Below are 21,331 nucleotides of genomic sequence, written 5' to 3'. Positions count from 1 at the left end.
ACTATTTGTTGTACTTGAAAATCAGAAGGAATACAGACGATGAAGCTCTTTTTACAACAGCAAACGGTCGAGTTCAAAGCTTTACTTTACAGAAGCAAGTAAGGAACGCGGCAGATCTTGCCGGCCTAGATATTTGCGCTCAAAACCTTAGAAATAGCTATACGGCTAAACTTATCACAAAAGGCGTAGATCCTAGAGTCGTGCAAGAACTAACTGGCTATAAAACAACCGGTTTTCGGCTAAAACTTCCTTCTTGTAAGGACCTGCAAGTTAAAAAAGGTTGTCAGGATATTAAAGATATTATTGAGGATAATTCTTTTTAGCGAAAGGAAAATGAAAATGGAACAAAAAGAACTTTTTAACGCGCTCCGGAAATTTGGAGTCCTCTCCGAAGACCAAGAAAGCGTCTTTAATACAGGCGCTGACTTTCAGACAATTCTTGACGGCCTTTTAAAACAGGCTCCTAGCGAATATCTTCAGGAGCTTGTGAAAGCAGCTTATGATCTTGGCGTATTCAAAGGGTTTGAGGATCGACAAGATATGGACCGCCTTACTATTACTATCTGTCCCAGCGACATAAAAGGAGATCTTGTTCAGTTTGTTCCGGAACTCAAGGAGCTTCTGGCAAAATACTTTCATGATCATGCTCTTGGCTCTAACATTTTTGTCGATGGGAAACCTTTACTTTTAATGGCTGATATTAATTAGGAGGCTTCTATGTTGTCTGAACAAGAAAGAGAAATTCGCGACGGAATTAACCACCACGGCCGCCGCTTAGTCACTTTACAGCTACAAGAACAAGAAGAACTAAACGAAATAAAGCGCTTACAAAATACCTGCCCCCATCGTCTAAAGACTCCGAATAACGGTTCTGATATTTGCGACGTATGCGAAAAGGTATTAAATTAAAATAAAGGGGTTTTAAAAATGCCAACTATTACCATCCACAAAACGCCAACCGAATCACAAGTACATACCGATGTTAAAGAGTATTTAGTAGTCCTTGACCGTAAGGAAGGAATTACCGTAACGGGTCAACTTTCCAGACCGACACTAAAAATTGTTATCGACAATTTAATCGGAGAATACTTGCATCACGATCCTTTAGCGGCAATTCTTCACGATATTTTTAATAATAAAGATATTAAAAACGTAATGGAACAAGCGGCTGTAAAACGAGGCTGCGACACCTGCGAAGAAACCGACTGTCCTGGTAAAGCTTTTGCAAAAGGCGCTATGCCTAACTAAGGAGGGCTAACGTGGATCTTGCTATGGAAATAAGACATAGAATACTTTCTCTTGATGAGAAAATAAATAAAGAGCTTTCTAGCTTTTGGCCTAGTAAGAAAACGGTCGCGGAATTAGAAGGCCGCCGAAAAGAATGTGTTAGAGTCCTAACTTTGTTAGGCGCTGGATAAAAGATAAGCCCCTTTTCGGGGCTTATTTTTCTTTTACCGTCTGGAATCTCGCCAAAACGTTTTCGAATGTGAATGGATTTTCCTTCACGATCTTAGTTGTCGTAATTTCGTGGCGTCCGCAAGTGAAACAAATTTTTTCCTGCGTATGAGTTAGCTTTCTAAAGCTAATTTTACCTTTATCCTTCTGAATAAAAACATGGTTACATTCTTCTGTGCCAGGGGAAACAACTTCAACATCTTGAACAATTTTAAGCATTGACTTCCACCTCCTCTACAGTTGTTACTTTTAAGATCCGGACATTTTTACGACATGTTTGCTTTTTGAGTCTTGTTCTTTGCTGTCTCGCTGGGCCAAGAGTATCATAACCACGGAATAAATGAGTAGATTCTTTTCCTGTTATAAAATCTGCTTCGTCATAGACAACCAGGTAACAGTCAATCATGATCTGACCACCGCGCCTCATAACCTCTTACGTCAACATGTACAAAAAGTGTGTCGTAATATCTACCAACTCCGCCGGCGATTTCTAATTCTCGCATTGTATCGCGGCAAAGTTGGGCAAAATTATCTACGGTCCAGCCGTCGGGCAATTCAATATCAGCGGCTAATCCTTGCGTGTGAAAGCTGTTCAGCTCGCCGCCAACAACCTCATTCCAGACAGGGCAACGGTAAGCACAAGATAAAGACAGCGGCCCTCCGTAAGCTTCACGAATTGCATCAAGTAAAGTTAAAAGGGTTTCGCTAATACCAGGGCCTAAACTTCCTCCACAGCCGCAGCCAGAAGCGCGGCCGTAAGCTTGATAGTGGTCAGGCTCTTCACCATGACAATGTAATTCGTTGTCTTGAAAATACTTACTTATTTTGATCGCCTCTTTCGATTTTTTGCCCACAACAAGGGCAAGTATCAGGAATCATATAATTCTTCGGGAGTAACACAGCGCGGCCCTCAGGGACAAGAGGGTGATAATTTACTAAAACCGCCGCAAGGCCAGGTCCGACAAAACATACAGGAGTCTTTTTAAAATCGAAACGGCTTTCGTCGCTTATATACGCTTCGAAATCGGCTGGATCGGCGCCGACCGTTTGAAAATCAATAACCTTTTGTCGTAAATCATCATAAGCGTTTATCATACTTGATACCCCTTTTTAATCGCGTCGAAAAGGTCTTCGTCGCGCCACATTCTCATTTTCCAGCCGCCAGGTTGTCCACTCATTTCAGAGATCATTGTACCTGGTAGGATCGGCCGAAAACCGCCGCTTTTAGCATAAGAAGGATAAACCTGCAAGCTGCCGCTGAATACTTCCCAAACAGTTTTTACAAGCGGCCGTTTCGGCTGCGTATATTTGTTATGTTCAACAACTAGCTGAGGGACAGCTTTGTATTCATGGACATGCTCGCGCCAGACACAATCGGCCGCGATCCATGCGAACTTATCAGCTGCTTTCCCAGACTTATGCTGCATGAAATGAACGTAGCAATTCTTATTTACATTGAAGTAAATCATTGCCATTTCTCCCTTATACAGCTGCGGCTTACCTAACAAATAAGCAAGAATTCCTTCGGGCGTCGTGAAGATCGTATCTTTTAAACGTCCAGCGGTGTGATTTCCTTCAATGATGCCTAACAACCGGCCAGCGTCAACCAGCGGCCGCAAGTCTTCAGCCAGGGCATAAAGTTGCTTATCTCCGACAGCCCATTCTTCTAAAGGATTCCCTTTCGATATTTTGGTCGAGTAGTTAGCACAATCGCCGCCTAAGGTAATATAGAAGTTTGGGACAGAGAGAATAAATTCGACAATAGCCTTTGCCAAATCGCGATTATTGAGGCCATAATGCCAATCCGCCGCGTTCATAAAAAACGCCTGGGACCCTTTTACACGATGTTCAATTACATGCTTTGATAGCTCCTCAGCGAGGAGCTTTTCTTTGTTTGCAAGTAAATTCATTGAATCACTCCTTCGCTGCGAGAGCATACCTCGCACATAGTACAAACTGTATTGCTGTCTTTAAAAGATTCGTAAAGATATTCCGGAATTTTACATACCGTTTTGGATTCAAAGACCCTTTTGCCGTTCTTTTTAGTTCTCCAAAATCCGTCTTCGCTGACTTGTTGTAAAAATACAAACGGCCAGCCTGGGCTTTCTGGAGAATCAGCCTCTAAAGTTGACTGAGGCGGAGATAAAACATCTTTGAGAGAAAAAAGTTTTTTATCAAAGAGAAGTATTTGGATTTTGCTATCAATCTTCTTAATAACCTTCGATACAGCTTGTTGAGTTATTTTAAATCTTTCGGCTATTTCTTCCTGACTTCTACCGTTGATATAGTAAAGGCAGAATATTTTCCATCGATACGGGCCTAAACAGTCTTTTACGTCAAGAAGAAAATTGACCGCCGCTTCTTTATCCTCTTTTTCGATGAGAATTTCTTCCGGAGATAAACCCCATTGTAGCTGATAGCTACTTACAAGCTCTGCTCCCATAGCGCGAGCAAAATCCCTATCTTGAATATCTTTCTTAAAATCAGCCTGAGCCGTTTTGAAAGACAACATTCCTGAAACCTTTGGGGAATCTTCTTGAGGAATAATGCCGTCCTTTAAATCTCTTACAATCTTGGCTAGATAGTCCATTACGCAGCAAGCTCCTTTGCGTCTCGACTATCGGCGTCACATTTCAAAGCTTTTAAAGATACGTTGTATTTATCTCTTGCAAAATGACATGACTTAATAATAATACCTGGGGCAAGTTGTCTGCGTCCCTTGTCGTTTCTACCAGCCTTTTCACAGGTTTTATAAAACCGAACGTCGGAAGAATAAGCCTGTAAAGCGGCCTCTGCTTTTTCTTTAGACTCGCACTCTACACAAACTTTGTAGTATTGACCGGACGGGACGAAAATCCCGCCGCGCTCAACATGAAAATCTACGAAAAAGTAGTGAACTGGAATGGTTGCTGCGTCTGAAATAAGACTTACTTCCCTTCGGCCGTTACGCCAGTGCTACCAAAGCCGCCCTTACCGCGCTTTGTTTCGCTTAATTCTTCGACTTGCTGGAAATGTACAGGAATTTTAGGAAGCAAAAGAGCCTGGGCAATACGGTCGCCTTTTTTAATAAGGAAAGAACCGTTCGGAATACCTTGAGGGAATCCTAAAGCTTTCCGTTCAGGGGCCGACGTATAATAGGCGCGGCCGTCTAAAGTGAAGCCAAGTGTATCCATGCGAGTTACTTGCTGGCCGTTGCTCATCATGACGCCAACGTGGCCGCGATAATCAGAATCAACAATGCCTGTTTCTACTTTAAGCGGCGTTTTCGACGTAATTCCGCTGCGGCCAAAGATAAATAAGGCGTATCCTTCCGGAACTTCGAAAGCAAGGTCGGTCGGAACAACAACCGCTGCCGGCGTTGGTAAAACCCAAGTATCTTTTGAAGCTACAAGATCGAAACACATAGCGCCGTCGCTACCAAAGGAAGGAATAACTGCGTCTGGAGATAGAGCTTTTACTTTCAAATTTACTGGTTTCATTCTGCAGCGCCTCCAGCAAGAATTTCGTTAAACATATCCATTGCTTTTTTGACCGTGAAGCGGTCGAGAGTAACAGACCCTTGTTTTTCGTTGTCTTTGTAGGTTGTGATTTGCATTTTACCAGCAGTCATAAAGAAACGCATTGCAATACTTCCAGCATTTACCTTTTGAGCTTCTTCGTTTTCCCAATACTTGCCGCCCTGGCCGTTGCCTTCGCCGGCTGCGATTTCGCTAATTTGTTCAATAGCTTTGTTGATTGCATAACGATCAATTACAACCGTCGCATGGCGTTCGCCGGCGTCGTTCAATTTAATAACCTGGACTTTACCTGCAGCAACAAACCCGCGCAATTCATACCCTTTTGTTTTCAATACTTTTGCTTCTTCATTTTCCCAATATTTTCCTGACATTTGTAAGTCTCCTTTTATTCTTGTTTGTTTGTTTTTATTTCGTTTCGGAATAAAATTCCACGTTTGCAGCCTCATATCTTGACTTAATATCAGCTACATTCATTTCTTTGTGACGTTTTTGAAAGGCCTCCCACCAACCACACGGCACGAATTCAGGGCAACCGCAACGATACACGCAATTTTTTTGCATAACGTCAGCAAGCTCCGGTTCGATTTCGTGGATTTGTCTTTTTAGCTCTTCCATTTTAGCCCTAGCCTCTTTGTGGGCGGAGCCATTGCAAAGCCGAAAGCGCGAAACATTTATAAGCGCCTGGGCGTTCGCTTCAATGGCCATTCTAACCTCAGTCTCTTGTGGGCACTTGTTTCGGTCGATGTTTGTCCGATCATCCCTCTGAGTTGAGATCCATTTTTCCCAGCCAATATGATGCCGCGAAAATTCTGTTGATAGCCAATACTTAATACTTTCCCATATCCATGATATTCGAAGGATACGAATAGGGCTGTGTTCCGAAATTAGCAAGTCGTATTTAAACTTACTCGACGGGGCATTTTCTGTGTCTTGCTTATTTACCGTCGTTCGGCAGCGGTTTTTAATTTCAGTCCAAAGACCGTTTGTTTTAAGAGATAACAATTAATTATTCTCTCCTAAAATATTCATAGCGTCGTCATAGCCTTGCCAGTTATCCACGCCAGCCGCTTCAAGAGCGCAAAGTTTTGCTTCTTCCCTGTTAAGTTCTTCGTAAACGTCCTTGCTTATAACGATTTCGTTTTCTTTTGGGATCTTAACAACCTGGTTAGGGTGAAGCCAGCCAAATTCCGAAACGCTTACAGTTTTAGCGTTGATTTTAACAATTTCTTTTTTAACTAGCCGCCGGTGGCCGCCTGGGGAAGAAACACAAACAACAGTGTCTCCTATTTTTAGCTCATTGCCTACTACGTCTTTCAATATAAACCCCTCTCCGCCGACTTTCTGACGATCACAGACGTTTGAATCCGCTTACTTCCGAAGTCATTTTTGTGGTAATGGTGAACAATATCAAAGACATAATAGTCAACAGAACCGTTTCCATTAAGATCAAGCTTAATTGTATCACCCTTTTGTAAAGGAAGTGAAATCTCTAGCCCAGCTGCTAAAAGCTCGTCTGTTTTATATTCAAATAGATTAATCATTTCAGGTTAATCATGAAGCCAGAACTACCGGCAGCGGTCGTTGGCAAAACCCCGTTCCATTTTTTAATCCATTCAAGAGCGACAACGTTTTCCGTTGTAGACTGTTGCAGCTTTTGATTCGCATAAGCCTGGGCGTCAGCGCCAATTCTCATAGCGGCTGCGTTGCCTTCGGCTTCAGCTTTTTGTCTTTTGGCTACGGCAACAGCGGTCATTTCTGCGAGGTCCGCTTCTTGTTTAGCAAATTGAGCCTGGCTAATTGCTGTCATGGCTTCTTTTGTTTTTTCGTCGGCTGGATCGGCGCGGCTGATAAAGATAGAATCAATAATAATTCCGTCTTCGGCAAGGTTTTGAGATAAAACGTTTTTCAGCTCTTCATTAACTTGCTGAATTTGGCTACCAGTAATACCGGCCATTTCGTATTTAGGAACAACCTGGTTTAAAGCGCCGACTAGCTGGTTTTTCATGTAGCCCCATTGAATAGATTCGTGTTCAGCGCCGCGAAATTTACTGTAAATTTGTGGCAATTTTTCAGAATCCATATGATAGCTGTAAGTAATATCAACATTGATTTGCTTGCTATCTTTCGTATTGATATTTACAGAATCATCGACGCCTTTGCGGCCGTCATGAGCTGACTTTGTGACAAACACGGTTTCCGTTGATACAGGGTACTCTGTTACATGTTCCGTAGGCCATACAAAGTGGGTTCCTTGGCCAAGTACGCGACTTTCTACGCCGCCATTCCGAGAGTAAACGACGCCTGCAAAGCCTGGGTCAATCGTTTTCGATAAAGCAAAAAATCCAATCGATACAAAAACTAAAACAAAGAGAAATAATACCGAACCAACGAGGAAAGACCCTCTTCTTGTTGCTCTTCTTTCATTATCCATTATTCGTTTTCCACCTTTTTAAAAAATTTTGAGATACCTTTAAAAATTACGGAGCCGATTTTGCTCCCGAAAAGCATGGATAGGAAATACCATCCTGCTAGAACCGCAAGCGCGATCAATACTAATAAAACAATCGTCGAGGCTATCATTTTTTATCATCCTCAAAAAATTCTTTTACTACAGTGTAGGTAAAGCAAACACAGGCCACACTAAGGCATAAGAAAAGGATAATTACGAATAAACTCCCGAAAAAACTAATCATATTTTTGCCTCCTCAGACCGAGCCTCCCTGGCTCAAGCCAGGGCAAGCAAACCATCTTTTGAATCTGTCAACCAGCTGCTTAATCATCTTTTGCCTCTTGGCCAACTTCGACTGCAGCTTTTTCTTCTTCAAAGAAAGGAGCCCCACACTCTGCACAAACAAGCTTGCCGTCTTTCCATTTTGTGTAAACGTTTTTACATTCCGGACATACTACTCCATACATCAGTAATCCACTCCTCTCTTTAAGATTCTTTGATTCTTCGAGCCTCTGAACGGCAAAGAAATATCTCGCTGCTCTTCCATGAATGGCCCGTCAATAATCCAGTCAAAAAGCTGCAAATCCTTTTTCGAAAGCTTAAAGGCGGGACTTGCATATTTTCTGCAAAGCCGATCAAAGACACCGCTTTTGTTTCTCATTTGATAGCCGGTATAAAGAGTAACTTTTAGGCCGCGTTCTCTTGCCCAAATTGCCAGCTCTCTAACTTCCGCAAACTGTCTGAACGGTTCGCCGCCGCTAAATGTAATACCGGTAATAAGCTTATCTTTTTCAATAGCCTTTTTTAGCCGGTCGAGGCTGATATGAAACCCGTTCTTGTGATCCCACGTAGACGGATTATGGCACCCTTTACAATGATGAGGGCAGCCGGCCGTATAAATTACATAATTGATTCCCTCGCCGTCGATCAGCGAGCTTTTGATTCGTCTCATAATTTTCATTGTTGGTTCCCCTTTACTGTGAACGAATGGTAATTTGCGTAAATACTGAGCAAACCGATCACAGAGAGCAAATAAACAGGCTCTCTTGCGATTTCGTAAGGAATGATACCCGTAATCACACATAACACAATACTCCAATCAATCTTTTTCATAGGAATATCAGCCGATACTCCTGGTTCCACCGTGACTAACCCTTGCCGCTTCTTCTGCCTTCTTGCCGTCATTGAATTTATTCAAAGTCGACATATAGCCTGTGATTCGGCGGGTTCGTTTTATCTTTTCGTCCGGAGCGCCGCACCTGGGGCAGCCGTTATCGAATACGCCTAGATTATGGCACTCTTCGCAGAAGTCAATCGGGAAATTGATTCCTACATAACCCATATCTTTCTCTGCCATGTAACGCAAGATAGCTTCAATAGCATTGATATTATGGGACGGCGGCGAATCTAGCTCGATATAGCTGATATGGCCAGCGTTCGTGAGAGCGTGATAAGGAGCTTCTACATCGATCTTTTCAGAAATGCTGCAGTCATAATTGACTGGAACATGGAAGGAATTTGTGTAAAAATCCTTGTCTGTTACGCCAGGGATAATACCGAATTTCTTTTTGTCAATCGCCGTAAAACGTCCGGACAAGCCTTCTGCCGGCGTGGCAATAATACTAAAATTCAAGTGATATTTTTCTGTCGCTTCGTCCATGCGGCGCCGCATATAAGACACGATTTCGAGGCCTAATTTCTGGCTTTCTTCACTTTCTGCATGGTGTTTACCAGTTAAAAGTATTAAGGTTTCTGCTAGGCCAATAAAGCCGATTGACATTGTTCCGTTTTTAATCGCCGGCTCAATAGAATCGTCGGGACCCAGGCCCTCAGCGCCCATATAATAAGGCATAATGAAAGGAAAATCGCGGACTTTGAGCTTTTTAACCACGTTATAACGGTGCAGCAGCTGGTCAATAACTAAATCAACCATATTTGAAAGACGAGTTTCAAAATTAAGTAAAGGATCTTGGGATTTTCTTGCCATAATAGCCAGGCGCGGCAGATTTACTGTCGTAAAAAACAGGTTTCCTTTGTTTGCAAGTTTACTTTCCCCGTTCACGTTGCCAATAGCGCGAGTTCGGCAGCCCATATAGCCAGCCATATCTCCATAAGGAGCGTTGAAGCTAGAATCCATGAAGCTAAATGTCGGATTCATCCGGACAGCTGCCGTTTCCATAGCCAGGCGGAACAGATCATAATTCTTGTCGCCAGGATCAAAATTGACTCCTTTTTTCAAGCGGAAACAGATATTCGGAAACAACGGGTTTTCGCCATAACCAAGACCGGCCTTAAAGGCTTTCAAGAAGTTCTTCGTTACCATTCGGCCGTAAGTGCTTGTATCTGTCCCAATATTCATTGAAGTGAATGGAACAGCGTTCCCGCTGCGAGCCTTCATGGTATTAAGGTTGAAAATTAAAGCCTCCATAGCCTGATAAACCGCTTCGTCCAATTCCTGAAGGTCTAAAATGTCTGCAGCCTTTTGGTCGTATTTTCCCTTGCAAGTCATTTCCCGCCGCTGCCGCGACCGTTCTTTGATTCGTTCATACTCGCGCTCTACGAACGGAGCCAGGGCTTTGTCGAAATAATCTATAGCCTGGCCACCGAACATATTGTTTTGGGAAGACTGTAGAATAATTGCTGTTAAAGCAGCAGCACTTCCGGATCGCGTAGCCGGCCGAATTCCTCCGACGCCGTTATTAAAACCTTCCCGCAACATTTTGCCGAGATCGTGAGTCATACAATTCAGACCGATATTATAATAATCAAGGTCATGAATATGAATATCTCCGTTCATATGAGCTTTCGCGTGTTCTGGTTTCAGCACTCTCGCCAAACAATAAGATTTATTTGCTTCGCTGGCAATTTGGTGCATTTTCGTAGCGGCCGAAGGATCTGTATTCGCGTTTTCTTTCGAAATTTCAGTCTCTCTCTCTGCAATTACAGAGAAAAGACCTTTCATAATCTCTATTTCATTCAAGATGATTCCCTCTAATCTTCGAGTTTTCTGACATAAATTTCTAACTGGTCAACATGGCCAGTGTCGATTTTACCTGGTTTAAAATAACTGTAGTCATAAGCATAATTTTGGTCTGGCTCATGATGGAATTGTATGTAATCCGTCGCTTTCGCGACTTCAAGAATCCCTTGTGCCTCTTCCGCCGTGACTTCCTCGCTATGAAAAATTTCATGCCGTGGAGTCATAGAGTTTTTGTACAAAATTCTTACCACCGTTCTCCCTCCTCTCTATCCTGAATCGGAATAATTCTAGGGAGAACTTGATTAACGATTTCCCCACAAGCCCCATTATCAGCCGGTAAAATACAAGAGTGGTTACAAAACAGGAGCATTTTTCGCATTTCTTCGTCGATTTCCTTAGCCTCTTTTTCGGTCTGCAGTCGGCCGATTGGCGTGTAAGAGTGAACCCGCTCAAGGAAGAAATTCATATTTCTAAACCGGTCGAATTCCTCTGTTACGACATTCTGGAAAGACACACTATTCGACTTTCCGTAAACCAAGCTCAAAAGTAAAGGACTGTCGGTTACGATAACATCTACTTTGCCAATTAAAACAATTTGGCGGTGCAGCTGATTCGAGAAAACGAAAATTTGATCTTCAAGCGTTTTTTCGCTATTGCTCCAGACACAGTCTTTTGCAAATTCTGTGACCAGCTCACAATTTACGCCGGCGACTTTCAACTTGTGGAATATGCCGGCCGCCAGGGTCGATTTACCGATTCCTGGACCGCCAAACAAGTTTATAACGAGAGGACTATAAACCTTCAATCTCGCAAATCCGTTTCTTTTTTAAATCTAAGCCAGGGAGACGGAGGTCGGGGATAAGCCGATATTCATGTCCGTCCTGGGCATACTTATTAAGATAAACAATAGCTTCTTCTTTTGTTACCGGATAGGTTAGGGCAGCCGAATTTTTTGTCTGGTTAAAAAGAATAAATTTAATCTTTTTGAGATTAACTTTTACTTGTGGAATATCTCCTTTAGGGAAAGACACAGTTCCTCCAGGAATTTCCAAAGAGGGAACGCGGCGAACTTCCTTTCCATCCAAAAACGAGCTTATGTTTTCCATTAGAAATTCCCCTCCACAGCGTATTCAACGCGAACTTTGACAGCGTGGCCTTCACCTAAAGCGATAACTTCATATCCTTTAGACGGGTTTGCTGAATTATTAAGCCATTTCTTGATATAGTCTGCTGTTGCAGGGTGGTCGATAGCAAATTTCCCGTCTGTTTTGTTCAATAATAAGAACAATGGAGCTGCATATCTTAAATTGGACGAAACGAACTCTCCATCTATCCCATCTAATTTGTAAATAGTTGGGAATCCAACAGCGACAATAGCTCTAATTTTCGCTTTTTTCATAAAATGAGGCCCAGGGAATACGACCTGTACAAAGTCGCCAATTTTAAACGTACTCACATAATCACCTTTTCCTTGATAATTTTTTAAATAACTTTAAAGTAACCGCAAAAATAAATGGGTTTCGAGGTTCGGACATTGAGACAATATCGCTATTATCTTGCTCAAAGAAGTCATGAATTCGCTTGAATTGTTTGTCAGCGATTTCCTCGACCTTTGGAGCCTTCCCGTCGAGCAGCTGGCGAAAAACTTCCTCAGCCATAAGGACACAGAAGCCTTTAATTTCAACAGCTTTGTCGGTCGGGAATTTTCGCTTTTCGTCTTTATAGACAAGCCTGTAATAGCTGCCGAAATTCTCTCTCCGCTTATTTTCAATTTTTAACGATTTTCCGTTTACTTCTAACTGTATATCTCCCGCGAATTTACCCTTCAGCGCTCCGGACATTGGCTGCCTTTCGCACTCGAACCCCCACTCCCTGAGGAGCAGGACTAGGCGTCTTTCGCTTTGATACCCAGCCCTTTTGTTTCTAGCGCCTCTTTTACGCGCCTCTTCACTCGCCACGCCGTAAAGCCTCGACTTTTTGAGCCAATTCTTCAATCGTCCCATTATTTTCGATATGATATTTACAACGTTCAGCAAGTTTTTCTACTTCCTTTTCCGACTCATGCTCCATGCAGGACGGATCAAAGAAATGATCTCTTTCTTGAAGCCGCTTAATTCGTATTTCTTGATCAGCATACACATAAACAGGAATGAAACCAGGGAAAGAATCTAGTTCCAATTCTCGCCGGCAATCCGTAATCACGTATGGTTGTCCTGCAATGATCTGCTTCTTGACTATGTTTATCCAAACATCGTCACGGATTTTTCTCGCCCAGGTGCCAAGGTCCTGTGAAAGCTTTCGGTCTTTACTACCTTCCGAATGATATTCCGTACAAAAATCACTAATTTTGCTTTCGATATTGTTTGTAAGATGTAAAGGTCCTCCAAGGTTCCAGAACATTTTTGTATATGCCCCTAAGCAATCCCCTTTTTTGATATAGCTGATAACTTCTCGAATTCCGTCTCCAAACGCCAGGCGCTTATGCCGCCCTAGTAGACTAGCTACCGTATCTTTGCCAGCTCCCATTTGAGCAATTAAGATATAGCTTTTCAATCGGCAGCCTCTTCATGAGCTTTAACGCCAAGCTCGCAGAACTCCCAAACGTCACACCAACCGGCACATTTTCGGCCTGGTAGTGGCTCCCCTTCGGGTCCGCGTTTTCCTCCCCACCGTTCCCGCGCATTGCAGGGCGGAGGAAGTTCGTCAACCATAAGAGCATAATCAAGATCATCTGCTTTTCTCTTCATAAAGCGCTCTACCCATCTGTCAGAGATTTTGTTGACTCTGACCAGGTAAGCGTTTTTGTCTACGCCGTTCATTTTAGCCATAGATCCGCCGGCGTCTCTTGTGAAGATCTCGACGAACATTTTTTCGACCGGCAATCCCAAGCCCTTTTCGCATTTAATTCGATAATCGTTAAGCTGGACGCCCAGGTCAAAGCGGCTATGTCTGCCGTTCGGAAGGAAAGCTGTCTTGTATTTCTGATTTCCGTTCTTGAAAAGATTCGGAGTTCCGTCTGGGTGAAACAGAGGAATCTTTTGCTTTTCAAGACCTAAAACCTTTGCTGTTTTGTAGCTGCCGTATGTTTTTTCATCATACAGGTGTTTCAAATTCGCGTCATAGAAGTCAAAGGCGCCATGACTCGCGCCGTGATATACCCGCTGTTCGCTGATACCGCCTTCTGGGGTATACTCTTCTAAGGCCGCATGTAGTTTCGTGCCGTGTAGGGCAAATATGAGGCTCTGAGGGTCAACTGCGAACGTCTTAACTATCCGCAAGTAATTCTCTCTGGTTCCATTCAAAAGTTGCGTCGTTGAGGGTTTCCCGTTCCATTCGCGCTGCTGCGCTAAAGTTGTCAGCGTCCTCGTTGACATACAACGGTCGGCTTCAAACATTGGAGCAATCCGACACTCTTTTAAACATTCCTCTATTTTACATTTTTCCCCGTCGGGACAAATAAAACTGTCGTAAGGTATAATTCATCGTCTCCTTTATTTTATCCCATTTTAGAATAATGTCAATACTTTTTATTCTGTTTTGGAATAATTTTTATTAGGCTGAAAGAGCCTTCTCTGATAGCCTAGAGGTTTTCGGGCTAAAGACTAATTCAAAGTATTTTGCCTCGCAGCCTCGCCGCGCTTTTTCAATCTTTATCTGTGTGATAAATTCATACTGCTTTTTCTCGATTTCGGACAGCTCAGGATTAAGACCTTTACGCCAAAGCATAATAATAATATCAGCTGAAGCTTCAAGATCTCCTGTTGACTTCAAGTCACCGGCAAAGGGTTCATCCCAGGCCTTCCCGTTTCGTGATAACTGACAAAGCATGAATAAAATAACGTCACAGTCTTTTGCAACAGCCTTCATGAGCCTGGCGCTTTCACTGGCACTTTCGAAATCTTTGGTATCTTTCATAAGCCCAAAATAATCGACGATTACTGCGTCGACGGGTCCATCTTCGAAAATGCGGCGTGAATTAGCCAGCTGTATCCTCTTCTTTATGTCCAGAATAGACAGGTCGGACTTATCAATAACAACAAGGTATTTAGTTAGAACAGCCTTTACCTGGACATAGGCCTCTAGGAGGTTGTCGTCTTGTAGAATCCATTCTTTCAGCTTGCGCGGGTGAATCCCCATAATATGAGCGATAAAACGCTCTATAAGGGCGCCTTTAGGCATTTCAAGGCTGAAGTATAGAATTCTCATCTTCTGCCTGATCCAATGCAAAGCAACAGAAATAGAAGTCTCTGTTTTGCCTACAGCCGGCCGCGCTCCTAAAATAACAACTTCCTTTTTCCGGACGTTATCTAAAGAAGCGTCGATTCCTTCAAACCCCATGCCTACGCCTTTCGCGTGAATAATTTCTTGATATTCGTCAAGGCAATTGTCTAAAGTATTGAATTCGATCAGAATTTCATCGATGGTTTGGTCTTCGGCAACCTTTAGCCATTCTTTGATTTCTTTAAGCTCTACGTCCCAGCGCTTTGCAAGAAATTTTGCTATGTCTCCCTTAATCATCTTAGAGTTAACTGTTTTAATAAAGTCTTCAACCGTTGAATACTCTAATTCGATGGATTGGCAAGCATTAAGGCGCTGTTTTAATACATAAATATCAATATGTTCGGACGGCAGGTCGTTGATTTGTAAGCCGGCCAGGTGAACGTCATTGAAATCTTTGCATTTTCTTTTCCCGTCGTGGAAGGTAAACTCCTCTTCCGGAAGTTTTACGACACGAACATTGAGTTTAGGAGCATGTCGTAGAAACTTTTCCCTCATTCGAGACACGGCTTTTTGACCGGTAACATCGGAATCAGGACAAAGTAGTAGGTTTACTCCTGGGTGAAAGCGAATAAGCTCCTGGATCTGTAAGACATGATCCTTCGTCGTCTGAGCGCCGGCGTAAGCGATAACCGCATTGCCTTGCATATGGCAGACAATCGCGTCGAAATACCCTTCGCAAATATACAAATTTCCATTGTCTTTTAACTTCTTTCTAGCTTTATCCGCGTTAAAAAGGAAACTCCCCTTTTCATACAGATCATCATTTGCAGAGTTTTTGTATTTTGGCTTGCCGTTAAAAAGGCGCCGCGTGAAGGCTATAGTTTGTCCGTTTCGATCTCGCAGCGGAATAGTAATTCCTTTGTAAGTCTTCCAGACCTTATTCTCCTCAATGCGGATATTATCGTCATAGCCGAGACAAAACTCTCTGATCGTTTCTTTGTTTAGGCCACGCTTTTGAATAAGATAGTCTTCAATTACAGAGACATTTCTTTCATACGAACGAGCAGCCTCTTCGTTCTTCTCGATAGCCGTTTTTTGGCGCTGCCACTCTTCATTTTTACCTATGTCGATATTCAGCTCTTTGGCTAAAAATTCGACGGCAGCTGGCCAGGAAATTTCTTCTACAGCGGCAATAAAATTGATCACATTGCCATGACTCCCACAGCTAAAGCAATAGTAGTTTTTATCATGCTCTGTGACCCAAATAGTATTGTCGCCTTGGCCGGCGTGGATCGGGCATTTGCCCATATAACCCTTGTTGATTTTTTTAAGTTGAGTATAGCGCTCTACAATATCAACAATTTCGGCCTTTTCAACAATTAAATCAATTACGTTTATCTGCATTTCCCCTTTCAATTAACCAGAGAATTTATATACCCCTTGAGACGGAAAATTTCTACTTGAGGGGTCCTGTTTTTTTATTAACCAGAGATTTTCGCCGCGCCGTTCGGAGTACATATTCTTTTCCTTGCAATAAACCAAGTATTTATAACCTGAAGAGGTCAGTTTTGAAGAAATAATAACTCCCACATGGCACTGATCAGTCAATATGTCCCAAAGCGTTTGCCAACCGACGATTTGCCCTGGATTAAATACTCTCACCGGACAGCTTTCGATCATGTAGGTTCTCCTCATTGCTTAACTACGGCAATTCCGCAACCGTCGCTATTGGATATGGTATAAACAATATTGCCGTTTTGGCTATCGCGCCATTTCGTAACTCGATTAGACCCAAGGCCTCTATTTACCGATTGTTCTCCTATCATTTCAAGGAACGGAGCCGGCTCTGCTGAGGCCGTATTAGTTTGGGCCGCGTTGCTCCCGCAACCAGCAATGAAGCTAGTAAGGCAAGCGGCTATTAATAAAGCTTTTCTCATGATTTTCCTCCTGTTTGATACTATCGCTACTTTCATAGTGCGTCACACCCTAAACAGGATATTCGACCGCACTCTCCACAGAATTTACCCGAAGGATTCCAACCGCAACCACCTTGATGAGTTCCGCCTAAAATATCTATGACCGTAACGTCTCCCATGCGGCAATTAGCACAAGTTTTATCATACTCTATAGCTTTGTTTAAAGAATAGCAATAGATGAGTTTTTTCATGCTACCACCTCCACGGCCAAACTATACTCAGATACATATAAACAGTAAAAGCGATAATAATAAGAATCTGGTCATACAGGGAGCAGCTGCGGGACATAGCCAACGACCTCCGGACAAATATTGATATGACGCTCATCCATGAAGGAATAGTCCTCGCCCTTTTTCTCTTTCCATACGTCAAGAGGGATATTGTGTAAATGGCCGTGAACATTAAAGAAACCAGCTTCTATTTTAATAGGTTTATGGGTTAATAAAATATTCCTTATTCTGTAAAAACTTACACATTCTCTAAACCCGATTTCTTTATAAAACAAACTACGTTCCTTATCATGGTTCCCTACAACTAATATCTTTCTCCCTGGAAGAGTTTGAATAAGATTCTTAACTGTTTGCCATGGCCAGCTAAAATTAAGGTCGCCAAGAATAAAAATTCGGTCGCGATAAGTGACATTTTTTATCCAATTCTCGATAATAAGGTCTTCGTAGCCCTTTGGGCGGAATCCCTGCTTGACCATATACTCATGGCCAAAATGAGGGTCTGCTATCGCAAAATTACGCACTTCGTAAAGTACCTCCCGATAACCGTTACCTCTTTTTTGCCTTCCGGAAGATACGGCAGCGGCCCAACTAATAAAATTTTGTCATACGCGGCCAGCTCTCCGTCGTCTACGCCTTTACAAAGTTTTCCTAGCTCTTCTTTTGCTAAGTCAATTTGGTCGTTGGGAATAGTCAAGGAGACGCCACTAACCGAGTAACCTTCTTTTTCCAGTAAAACGCCGACTTCTTGTGCGCCTGACTCTATTTTTTCGTCACATAGGATTAAGGCCATTCCTAATATTTTGGTTTCATGTTTACATAACATATAAAGCACTTCCTTTACAAAGCTAAAAATTCCTCAATGGTTAGAGGTTTATATTTTTCCGTAGGCTGAATTGCTGCAGCTGCAGCCTTGTTGGCCTCATCTTTCAAATACTCGCGCCAGGCTATCGCGTTCTTATAGAAATCGCTCATAGTCATTATTGTTTGCTCGCCAAGAGCATAAATAAAGTCATAGAGATAACAAAGCTCTTCTATTAGCTTGCTTTTGAAGAAGTTCCTAACCTGGTAATATATGGGAGCCACGCGGCCCTTGTTATAGACACTTTCGCCGGTGCAAGTTTTTACATAGAAGCAAGTAAGCATATGAAGCTTTTGCTTATCGTTTAGCTCTCTATACTCATGAGGATTTGCTTTCCGTAAAGTACGACCCATGTTAAAACCTCCCTTTGTAGGCCTTGGCCTATATAGTACTTTTATTACTTCTCTTTTATTATTTATCTTTTATTATTTCGTGTACCTTACAGGGACTTCCAGAGGTACTTTTAAGGGACTTCCGGAGCCATAAAAGGGACTTCCAGAGAGAATACCTCTCGAACACATTCCTCATATGGGTTATGAAGAGTATAGACACTTGTTTTATTCCGCCTACGCTTAATAGAAATAAGCCCCACCTCTTCTAGGCGCTTTAATGACTTCATCGTTTTTTTTCTTTCGCAGCTAAGAATATCACTTAATTTTTGAATTCCTGGGAAACAAACGTCCTTCCCATAATAACAAAAGTGATTCAGAACAATATAAAGCAACTTTTCGTTAGCGTCCAATATACGCTCTGTATTCATTGTCACTCTTGACCATGAGTTTGTATAAGGCTCCGTGTTCGTTTTTAGCGTTTTACCAAAATTTTGCAATTTCTTCGCCATACTTCCCAGGAGATTTTTCAATTAGGAATTGATAGTCCGGACGAAGCCCCATAATCATGCGAGGAATCGTCTTGCTATCATTTTGTTTGTGGTATACACAAATAGCCATTTGCGGCCGGTCGCGGGTAATCGTTTGAACGCCGCCAAATAGAGCAGCCTTCTCAGATCCCTCAATATCCATCTTGATAAAATCGACACGATTAATGCTCAATGTAGTTAATAGCCAGTCAATTTTAACCGTATGAACTCTTTTAATTTTCCCTTTCGCATCTGTTGGCGCCAACTCTTCACGTTCTAGGACACAGCAAGAGCCTTTTCTTTCTTCATATGAGTAAAAAGAATAATACCCTTTGTCAGAGTAAGCTGCGGCGTTGATAGCTAAAACCTGTTTGTTAATTCCCCAATTAAGAATGTTGTCCAAAAGCGCCGCATAGTTCCCTGGATCAGGTTCTAAGGCAATTACCTTAGAAGCTCCCATTTGAACCGCCTTGAGGCAAAATAAGCCGATATTAGCGCCAACGTCGAGAACAACGTCGCCAGGCTTAATGGTACATTCTGGGCGGTTGGTATAAATACCGTACTTGAAGATTTCACGCTCGATATATTTGGCAGAGTGCTGAGTTCCTGGAAGATCATTTGCTAAAGCGTAATTCATTTTATTAACACCCCTGCTCTCACCGGAAGATTAGCAATTTGCCTTGCTAATTCAGAGCGCTCCTTATTGTTGGTAGAGTTACGCCACTTTTCATAAAGAGAATCCTTAAAAACTACACAGCCTGGAAGATCCCAAAGTAAAGGACATGTATCACAGCCTCGTCCAGGAATTTTCTTTATGTATTCGCATCCGAAACAATTATTATCTATTTTCCCGTACTTTTCCCATCCTGGCCAATCACTTTTAAATTCATTAGGGTGTTCTGCAAGCCATAACCAAAGTTCCACATGAGCCGTATGATTAAAAATAGGCCCTTCGATCTTGATAATATTTCCTTCCGTTCCTGTTGGCGGCTGAAACTTAGCGTTCATTCTTCTTACAATGTTAAAATCAAGCCGGCCGATATTTTTATTCCGCTCTTCACTTAGTTTAATATTTGGCTCGAAGTAATAAATATCAGGCATCATTCCAAACTCTCGCGCTAAATTAATCCACACCTGGCGCCGACGAAAAGTTGTATTCGTCGCGTCCAAAATAACATTATGGCCTTGATTTAATAGCGTTCTAACCATCGTTTCGGCCGTGGCCCAGACATAAGGTTCAAGCAGCTTGTTAAAGTCTGCTCCATGCATTGATTTCCGGAGAACGTCAGGTGAAACAATAACATGACCTTTTGGCATAAGAACGTCTTTGCAATATGTAGACTTACCAGACAGCGGAATCCCGCAAGTAATACCGAATTTCATTTGACCGGCTCCTCTACTAATTTTTCTACCGTGAAATTCATGTATTCGCGTTCATCGAACACGGTATACGTAGTGTTTTTTTCTTTTTCTTCAGTAATTACGAATCGTAAACCACGATTTTCGAGGCCAGCTTCAAGTATACGGATCGTTAGGGCCGCCATAAAACACTTAAGAGCTTCGCTACTTTGGAACTCTATTTTTAAAGCGAACCCACCTGTAAGAGTTTTACAAACACTGTGTTTTACCGGAATATCAGGGTTTTTCCCCTCTATGTCACTAAAAATAGAATCAACTTCTTTTAAATCGTCCAAAGACCCATATATGTGAGTTAAACCTTTTACGAACTTGTTTTCCATTTTCATATTCTCCTTTTGCCTCTATGTATTTCTTCCAAAACAGAAGAACAGACACAGCATATTTTTTCGTTTTTGACGTTGTGAGCGCCACATTTATTACAGGTTTTTACAGTTAATACGCGTTTAGGAAACGCACCCATATTCAACCCCCCCCTCCGTCTTGCTAAACCTTACATTCAAGCAAGAAATATCGACCAGTTTACCCTTTGTTAATTTCCCGTTATAAATATCAACCAAAGCGCGAATTACAGAAGAATGACAATGCTCGTTTTCTACCTTGCTTTGCTTTATTTTTCTTTTTAAAATAACGGGAGGAACTTCACTCATTTTCTCGATAAACCTTTTATAATCAAGGCCTCTTTCGAGGTAGTATTTCAGGAACATTCCTAAACCCTCGACGATTTGAGCGGCTAGAAAGTCTTTCTCTCCTTGCCACATTTCTTTAATAGCTTTTAAAGTAAGATTTAAAAGCCATTCCCCTCCGCTATTAAATATTTTTTCTGGGCCGCTTAACATACTAATAACAAAATCCTTTTTTCTTGGTCCTAAAGAAAACCCGTTACTTTCGATTATTTCTTTTATCTTTAAGGACTTTTCATCCCCCAAAGCACACATGGCATTAAAGGTATAATAAGCGCCACATACTTTCCTGTGCTTGTTATAGTTGACGAACATTCTGGCCTCTTCTTGAATAGTTAACCCCTCATAAACGAAACAATCCATTTCTACATACCCATTCGCCTCAGCAAAGCCAATTCTATGCAGTCCATCTGTCACGACGTATGTTCCATCAGCTCTTTTTGAGATAATAATAACGCCGAGACTATTAGGGTCAAATTTCCCAGAAATACGTTTTACTCTGTTAGGATCGGTGTCTCTTTGATAGTCTGGTCGCAATAAATCTACTATCTTTAATACCTGGAAATATTTCCTTTTCACAATTTCACCTTCTTACTTTTGAATAAACTTTATACAGCCTTTCTTTCTTGGCTGGCAGCGGCTTGCATGACATAAAACAGCTGCTTTATTTTCATGCTGGCAAGAT

At 42.1% G+C, this 21,331-nt stretch carries 38 protein-coding genes; 5 read left to right on the top strand and 33 right to left on the bottom strand.

Annotation, left to right across the window (positions count from 1 at the left end):
• From AC0NJP_RS17575 to AC0NJP_RS17555, 5 genes are all read left to right on the top strand, one after another.
• A partial coding sequence (locus AC0NJP_RS17575) for a tyrosine-type recombinase/integrase (protein WP_474700638.1) occupies window positions 1–323 on the top strand: 323 nt, incomplete at its 5' end.
• Window positions 324–339: 16 nt separating this feature from the next.
• Entirely contained in the window at window positions 340–708 is a 369-nt protein-coding gene (locus AC0NJP_RS17570; protein ID WP_474700637.1) for a hypothetical protein, read from the top strand.
• 9 nt (window positions 709–717) lie between these two features.
• A complete protein-coding gene (locus tag AC0NJP_RS17565; protein ID WP_474700636.1) occupies window positions 718–909 on the top strand; it encodes a hypothetical protein in 192 nt (63 codons plus the stop codon).
• 18 nt (window positions 910–927) lie between these two features.
• The gene (locus tag AC0NJP_RS17560) at window positions 928–1,248 is read left to right on the top strand and encodes a hypothetical protein (RefSeq protein WP_474700635.1); all 321 of its coding nucleotides are present in this window, start codon (window positions 928–930) and stop codon (window positions 1,246–1,248) included.
• Between the two features lie 11 nt (window positions 1,249–1,259).
• On the top strand, window positions 1,260–1,418 hold the full coding sequence (locus tag AC0NJP_RS17555; RefSeq protein WP_474700634.1) for a hypothetical protein: 159 nt from the start codon (window positions 1,260–1,262) through the stop codon (window positions 1,416–1,418).
• 22 nt (window positions 1,419–1,440) lie between these two features.
• Here the strand turns inward: AC0NJP_RS17555 and AC0NJP_RS17550 are convergent, their stop codons facing one another.
• From AC0NJP_RS17550 to AC0NJP_RS17390, 33 genes are all read right to left on the bottom strand, one after another.
• On the bottom strand, window positions 1,441–1,674 hold the full coding sequence (locus AC0NJP_RS17550; RefSeq protein ID WP_474700633.1) for a hypothetical protein: 234 nt from the start codon (window positions 1,672–1,674) through the stop codon (window positions 1,441–1,443).
• On the bottom strand, window positions 1,667–1,861 hold the full coding sequence (locus AC0NJP_RS17545) for a hypothetical protein (protein WP_474700632.1): 195 nt from the start codon (window positions 1,859–1,861) through the stop codon (window positions 1,667–1,669). The genes AC0NJP_RS17550 and AC0NJP_RS17545 overlap by 8 nt, the downstream gene beginning before the upstream one ends.
• Window positions 1,854–2,309 (bottom strand): YcbK family protein, encoded by a 456-nt coding sequence (locus tag AC0NJP_RS17540; protein WP_474700631.1) that lies wholly within the window; start codon window positions 2,307–2,309, stop codon window positions 1,854–1,856. The genes AC0NJP_RS17545 and AC0NJP_RS17540 overlap by 8 nt, the downstream gene beginning before the upstream one ends.
• Window positions 2,272–2,550 (bottom strand): hypothetical protein, encoded by a 279-nt coding sequence (locus AC0NJP_RS17535; RefSeq protein ID WP_474700630.1) that lies wholly within the window; start codon window positions 2,548–2,550, stop codon window positions 2,272–2,274. The genes AC0NJP_RS17540 and AC0NJP_RS17535 overlap by 38 nt, the downstream gene beginning before the upstream one ends.
• Window positions 2,547–3,365, bottom strand: a complete 819-nt coding sequence (locus AC0NJP_RS17530) for a hypothetical protein (protein ID WP_474700629.1) — start codon at window positions 3,363–3,365, stop codon at window positions 2,547–2,549. Before AC0NJP_RS17530 ends, AC0NJP_RS17535 begins: the two co-directional genes overlap by 4 nt.
• Window positions 3,362–4,045 (bottom strand): sigma factor-like helix-turn-helix DNA-binding protein, encoded by a 684-nt coding sequence (locus tag AC0NJP_RS17525; protein WP_474700628.1) that lies wholly within the window; start codon window positions 4,043–4,045, stop codon window positions 3,362–3,364. The genes AC0NJP_RS17530 and AC0NJP_RS17525 overlap by 4 nt, the downstream gene beginning before the upstream one ends.
• A 337-nt stretch (window positions 4,046–4,382) precedes the next feature.
• Window positions 4,383–4,934 (bottom strand): dUTP diphosphatase, encoded by a 552-nt coding sequence (locus AC0NJP_RS17520; protein ID WP_474700627.1) that lies wholly within the window; start codon window positions 4,932–4,934, stop codon window positions 4,383–4,385.
• On the bottom strand, window positions 4,931–5,344 hold the full coding sequence (locus AC0NJP_RS17515; protein ID WP_474700626.1) for a hypothetical protein: 414 nt from the start codon (window positions 5,342–5,344) through the stop codon (window positions 4,931–4,933). The genes AC0NJP_RS17520 and AC0NJP_RS17515 overlap by 4 nt, the downstream gene beginning before the upstream one ends.
• A 34-nt stretch (window positions 5,345–5,378) precedes the next feature.
• Window positions 5,379–5,678 carry a hypothetical protein gene (locus tag AC0NJP_RS17510; protein ID WP_474700625.1) on the bottom strand — a complete coding sequence of 100 codons (300 nt, stop codon included), beginning with the start codon at window positions 5,676–5,678 and terminating at the stop codon, window positions 5,379–5,381.
• A gap of 297 nt (window positions 5,679–5,975) precedes the next feature.
• Window positions 5,976–6,290: a hypothetical protein gene (locus AC0NJP_RS17505; protein WP_474700624.1), complete on the bottom strand. Its 315-nt coding sequence runs from the start codon at window positions 6,288–6,290 to the stop codon at window positions 5,976–5,978.
• A gap of 220 nt (window positions 6,291–6,510) precedes the next feature.
• Window positions 6,511–7,404 carry a prohibitin family protein gene (locus AC0NJP_RS17500; protein ID WP_474700623.1) on the bottom strand — a complete coding sequence of 298 codons (894 nt, stop codon included), beginning with the start codon at window positions 7,402–7,404 and terminating at the stop codon, window positions 6,511–6,513.
• 341 nt (window positions 7,405–7,745) lie between these two features.
• Entirely contained in the window at window positions 7,746–7,889 is a 144-nt protein-coding gene (locus AC0NJP_RS17495) for a hypothetical protein (RefSeq protein ID WP_474700622.1), read from the bottom strand.
• Window positions 7,889–8,383, bottom strand: a complete 495-nt coding sequence (locus AC0NJP_RS17490) for a 4Fe-4S single cluster domain-containing protein (RefSeq protein ID WP_474700621.1) — start codon at window positions 8,381–8,383, stop codon at window positions 7,889–7,891. Before AC0NJP_RS17490 ends, AC0NJP_RS17495 begins: the two co-directional genes overlap by 1 nt.
• Window positions 8,380–8,565 carry a hypothetical protein gene (locus tag AC0NJP_RS17485; RefSeq protein WP_474700620.1) on the bottom strand — a complete coding sequence of 62 codons (186 nt, stop codon included), beginning with the start codon at window positions 8,563–8,565 and terminating at the stop codon, window positions 8,380–8,382. The genes AC0NJP_RS17490 and AC0NJP_RS17485 overlap by 4 nt, the downstream gene beginning before the upstream one ends.
• Window positions 8,543–10,402, bottom strand: a complete 1,860-nt coding sequence (nrdD, locus tag AC0NJP_RS17480; RefSeq protein ID WP_474700619.1) for an anaerobic ribonucleoside-triphosphate reductase — start codon at window positions 10,400–10,402, stop codon at window positions 8,543–8,545. Before nrdD ends, AC0NJP_RS17485 begins: the two co-directional genes overlap by 23 nt.
• An 11-nt stretch (window positions 10,403–10,413) precedes the next feature.
• The gene (locus AC0NJP_RS17475; RefSeq protein WP_474700618.1) at window positions 10,414–10,653 is read right to left on the bottom strand and encodes a hypothetical protein; all 240 of its coding nucleotides are present in this window, start codon (window positions 10,651–10,653) and stop codon (window positions 10,414–10,416) included.
• Window positions 10,647–11,207: an AAA family ATPase gene (locus tag AC0NJP_RS17470; protein WP_474700617.1), complete on the bottom strand. Its 561-nt coding sequence runs from the start codon at window positions 11,205–11,207 to the stop codon at window positions 10,647–10,649. Before AC0NJP_RS17470 ends, AC0NJP_RS17475 begins: the two co-directional genes overlap by 7 nt.
• Complete coding sequence (locus tag AC0NJP_RS17465; protein ID WP_474700616.1) at window positions 11,194–11,508, bottom strand: hypothetical protein; 315 nt, start codon at window positions 11,506–11,508, stop codon at window positions 11,194–11,196. The genes AC0NJP_RS17470 and AC0NJP_RS17465 overlap by 14 nt, the downstream gene beginning before the upstream one ends.
• Complete coding sequence (locus AC0NJP_RS17460; RefSeq protein WP_474700615.1) at window positions 11,508–11,858, bottom strand: hypothetical protein; 351 nt, start codon at window positions 11,856–11,858, stop codon at window positions 11,508–11,510. Before AC0NJP_RS17460 ends, AC0NJP_RS17465 begins: the two co-directional genes overlap by 1 nt.
• Window positions 11,859–11,862: 4 nt before the next feature.
• Entirely contained in the window at window positions 11,863–12,360 is a 498-nt protein-coding gene (locus tag AC0NJP_RS17455; protein WP_474700614.1) for a hypothetical protein, read from the bottom strand.
• Window positions 12,350–12,955, bottom strand: a complete 606-nt coding sequence (locus AC0NJP_RS17450; protein WP_474700613.1) for an AAA family ATPase — start codon at window positions 12,953–12,955, stop codon at window positions 12,350–12,352. Before AC0NJP_RS17450 ends, AC0NJP_RS17455 begins: the two co-directional genes overlap by 11 nt.
• Window positions 12,952–13,797 (bottom strand): hypothetical protein, encoded by an 846-nt coding sequence (locus AC0NJP_RS17445; RefSeq protein WP_474700612.1) that lies wholly within the window; start codon window positions 13,795–13,797, stop codon window positions 12,952–12,954. The genes AC0NJP_RS17450 and AC0NJP_RS17445 overlap by 4 nt, the downstream gene beginning before the upstream one ends.
• A gap of 157 nt (window positions 13,798–13,954) precedes the next feature.
• Window positions 13,955–16,027: a DnaB-like helicase C-terminal domain-containing protein gene (locus AC0NJP_RS17440; RefSeq protein WP_474700611.1), complete on the bottom strand. Its 2,073-nt coding sequence runs from the start codon at window positions 16,025–16,027 to the stop codon at window positions 13,955–13,957.
• Between the two features lie 12 nt (window positions 16,028–16,039).
• A complete protein-coding gene (locus tag AC0NJP_RS17435; protein ID WP_474700610.1) occupies window positions 16,040–16,303 on the bottom strand; it encodes a hypothetical protein in 264 nt (87 codons plus the stop codon).
• A gap of 11 nt (window positions 16,304–16,314) precedes the next feature.
• On the bottom strand, window positions 16,315–16,560 hold the full coding sequence (locus AC0NJP_RS17430; RefSeq protein ID WP_474700609.1) for a hypothetical protein: 246 nt from the start codon (window positions 16,558–16,560) through the stop codon (window positions 16,315–16,317).
• 301 nt (window positions 16,561–16,861) lie between these two features.
• Complete coding sequence (locus AC0NJP_RS17425; RefSeq protein WP_474700608.1) at window positions 16,862–17,350, bottom strand: metallophosphoesterase; 489 nt, start codon at window positions 17,348–17,350, stop codon at window positions 16,862–16,864.
• The gene (locus AC0NJP_RS17420; protein WP_474700607.1) at window positions 17,332–17,652 is read right to left on the bottom strand and encodes a hypothetical protein; all 321 of its coding nucleotides are present in this window, start codon (window positions 17,650–17,652) and stop codon (window positions 17,332–17,334) included. The genes AC0NJP_RS17425 and AC0NJP_RS17420 overlap by 19 nt, the downstream gene beginning before the upstream one ends.
• A gap of 14 nt (window positions 17,653–17,666) precedes the next feature.
• Entirely contained in the window at window positions 17,667–18,041 is a 375-nt protein-coding gene (locus AC0NJP_RS17415; RefSeq protein WP_474700606.1) for a hypothetical protein, read from the bottom strand.
• A 110-nt stretch (window positions 18,042–18,151) separates the two neighbouring features.
• Window positions 18,152–18,448 carry a helix-turn-helix domain-containing protein gene (locus AC0NJP_RS17410; RefSeq protein WP_474700605.1) on the bottom strand — a complete coding sequence of 99 codons (297 nt, stop codon included), beginning with the start codon at window positions 18,446–18,448 and terminating at the stop codon, window positions 18,152–18,154.
• Window positions 18,449–18,500: 52 nt separating this feature from the next.
• Window positions 18,501–19,184: an FkbM family methyltransferase gene (locus tag AC0NJP_RS17405; RefSeq protein ID WP_474700604.1), complete on the bottom strand. Its 684-nt coding sequence runs from the start codon at window positions 19,182–19,184 to the stop codon at window positions 18,501–18,503.
• A complete protein-coding gene (locus AC0NJP_RS17400) occupies window positions 19,181–19,930 on the bottom strand; it encodes an AAA family ATPase (protein ID WP_474700603.1) in 750 nt (249 codons plus the stop codon). Before AC0NJP_RS17400 ends, AC0NJP_RS17405 begins: the two co-directional genes overlap by 4 nt.
• Entirely contained in the window at window positions 19,927–20,286 is a 360-nt protein-coding gene (locus tag AC0NJP_RS17395) for a hypothetical protein (protein WP_474700602.1), read from the bottom strand. The genes AC0NJP_RS17400 and AC0NJP_RS17395 overlap by 4 nt, the downstream gene beginning before the upstream one ends.
• Before the next feature lie 123 nt (window positions 20,287–20,409).
• The gene (locus tag AC0NJP_RS17390) at window positions 20,410–21,225 is read right to left on the bottom strand and encodes a DUF6551 family protein (protein WP_474700601.1); all 816 of its coding nucleotides are present in this window, start codon (window positions 21,223–21,225) and stop codon (window positions 20,410–20,412) included.
• Window positions 21,226–21,331: the final 106 nt, after the last annotated feature.

It is taken from the genome of Pelorhabdus sp. sgz311002 (assembly GCF_056134285.1).
This window is presented reverse-complemented; position numbering and strand designations above follow the sequence as displayed.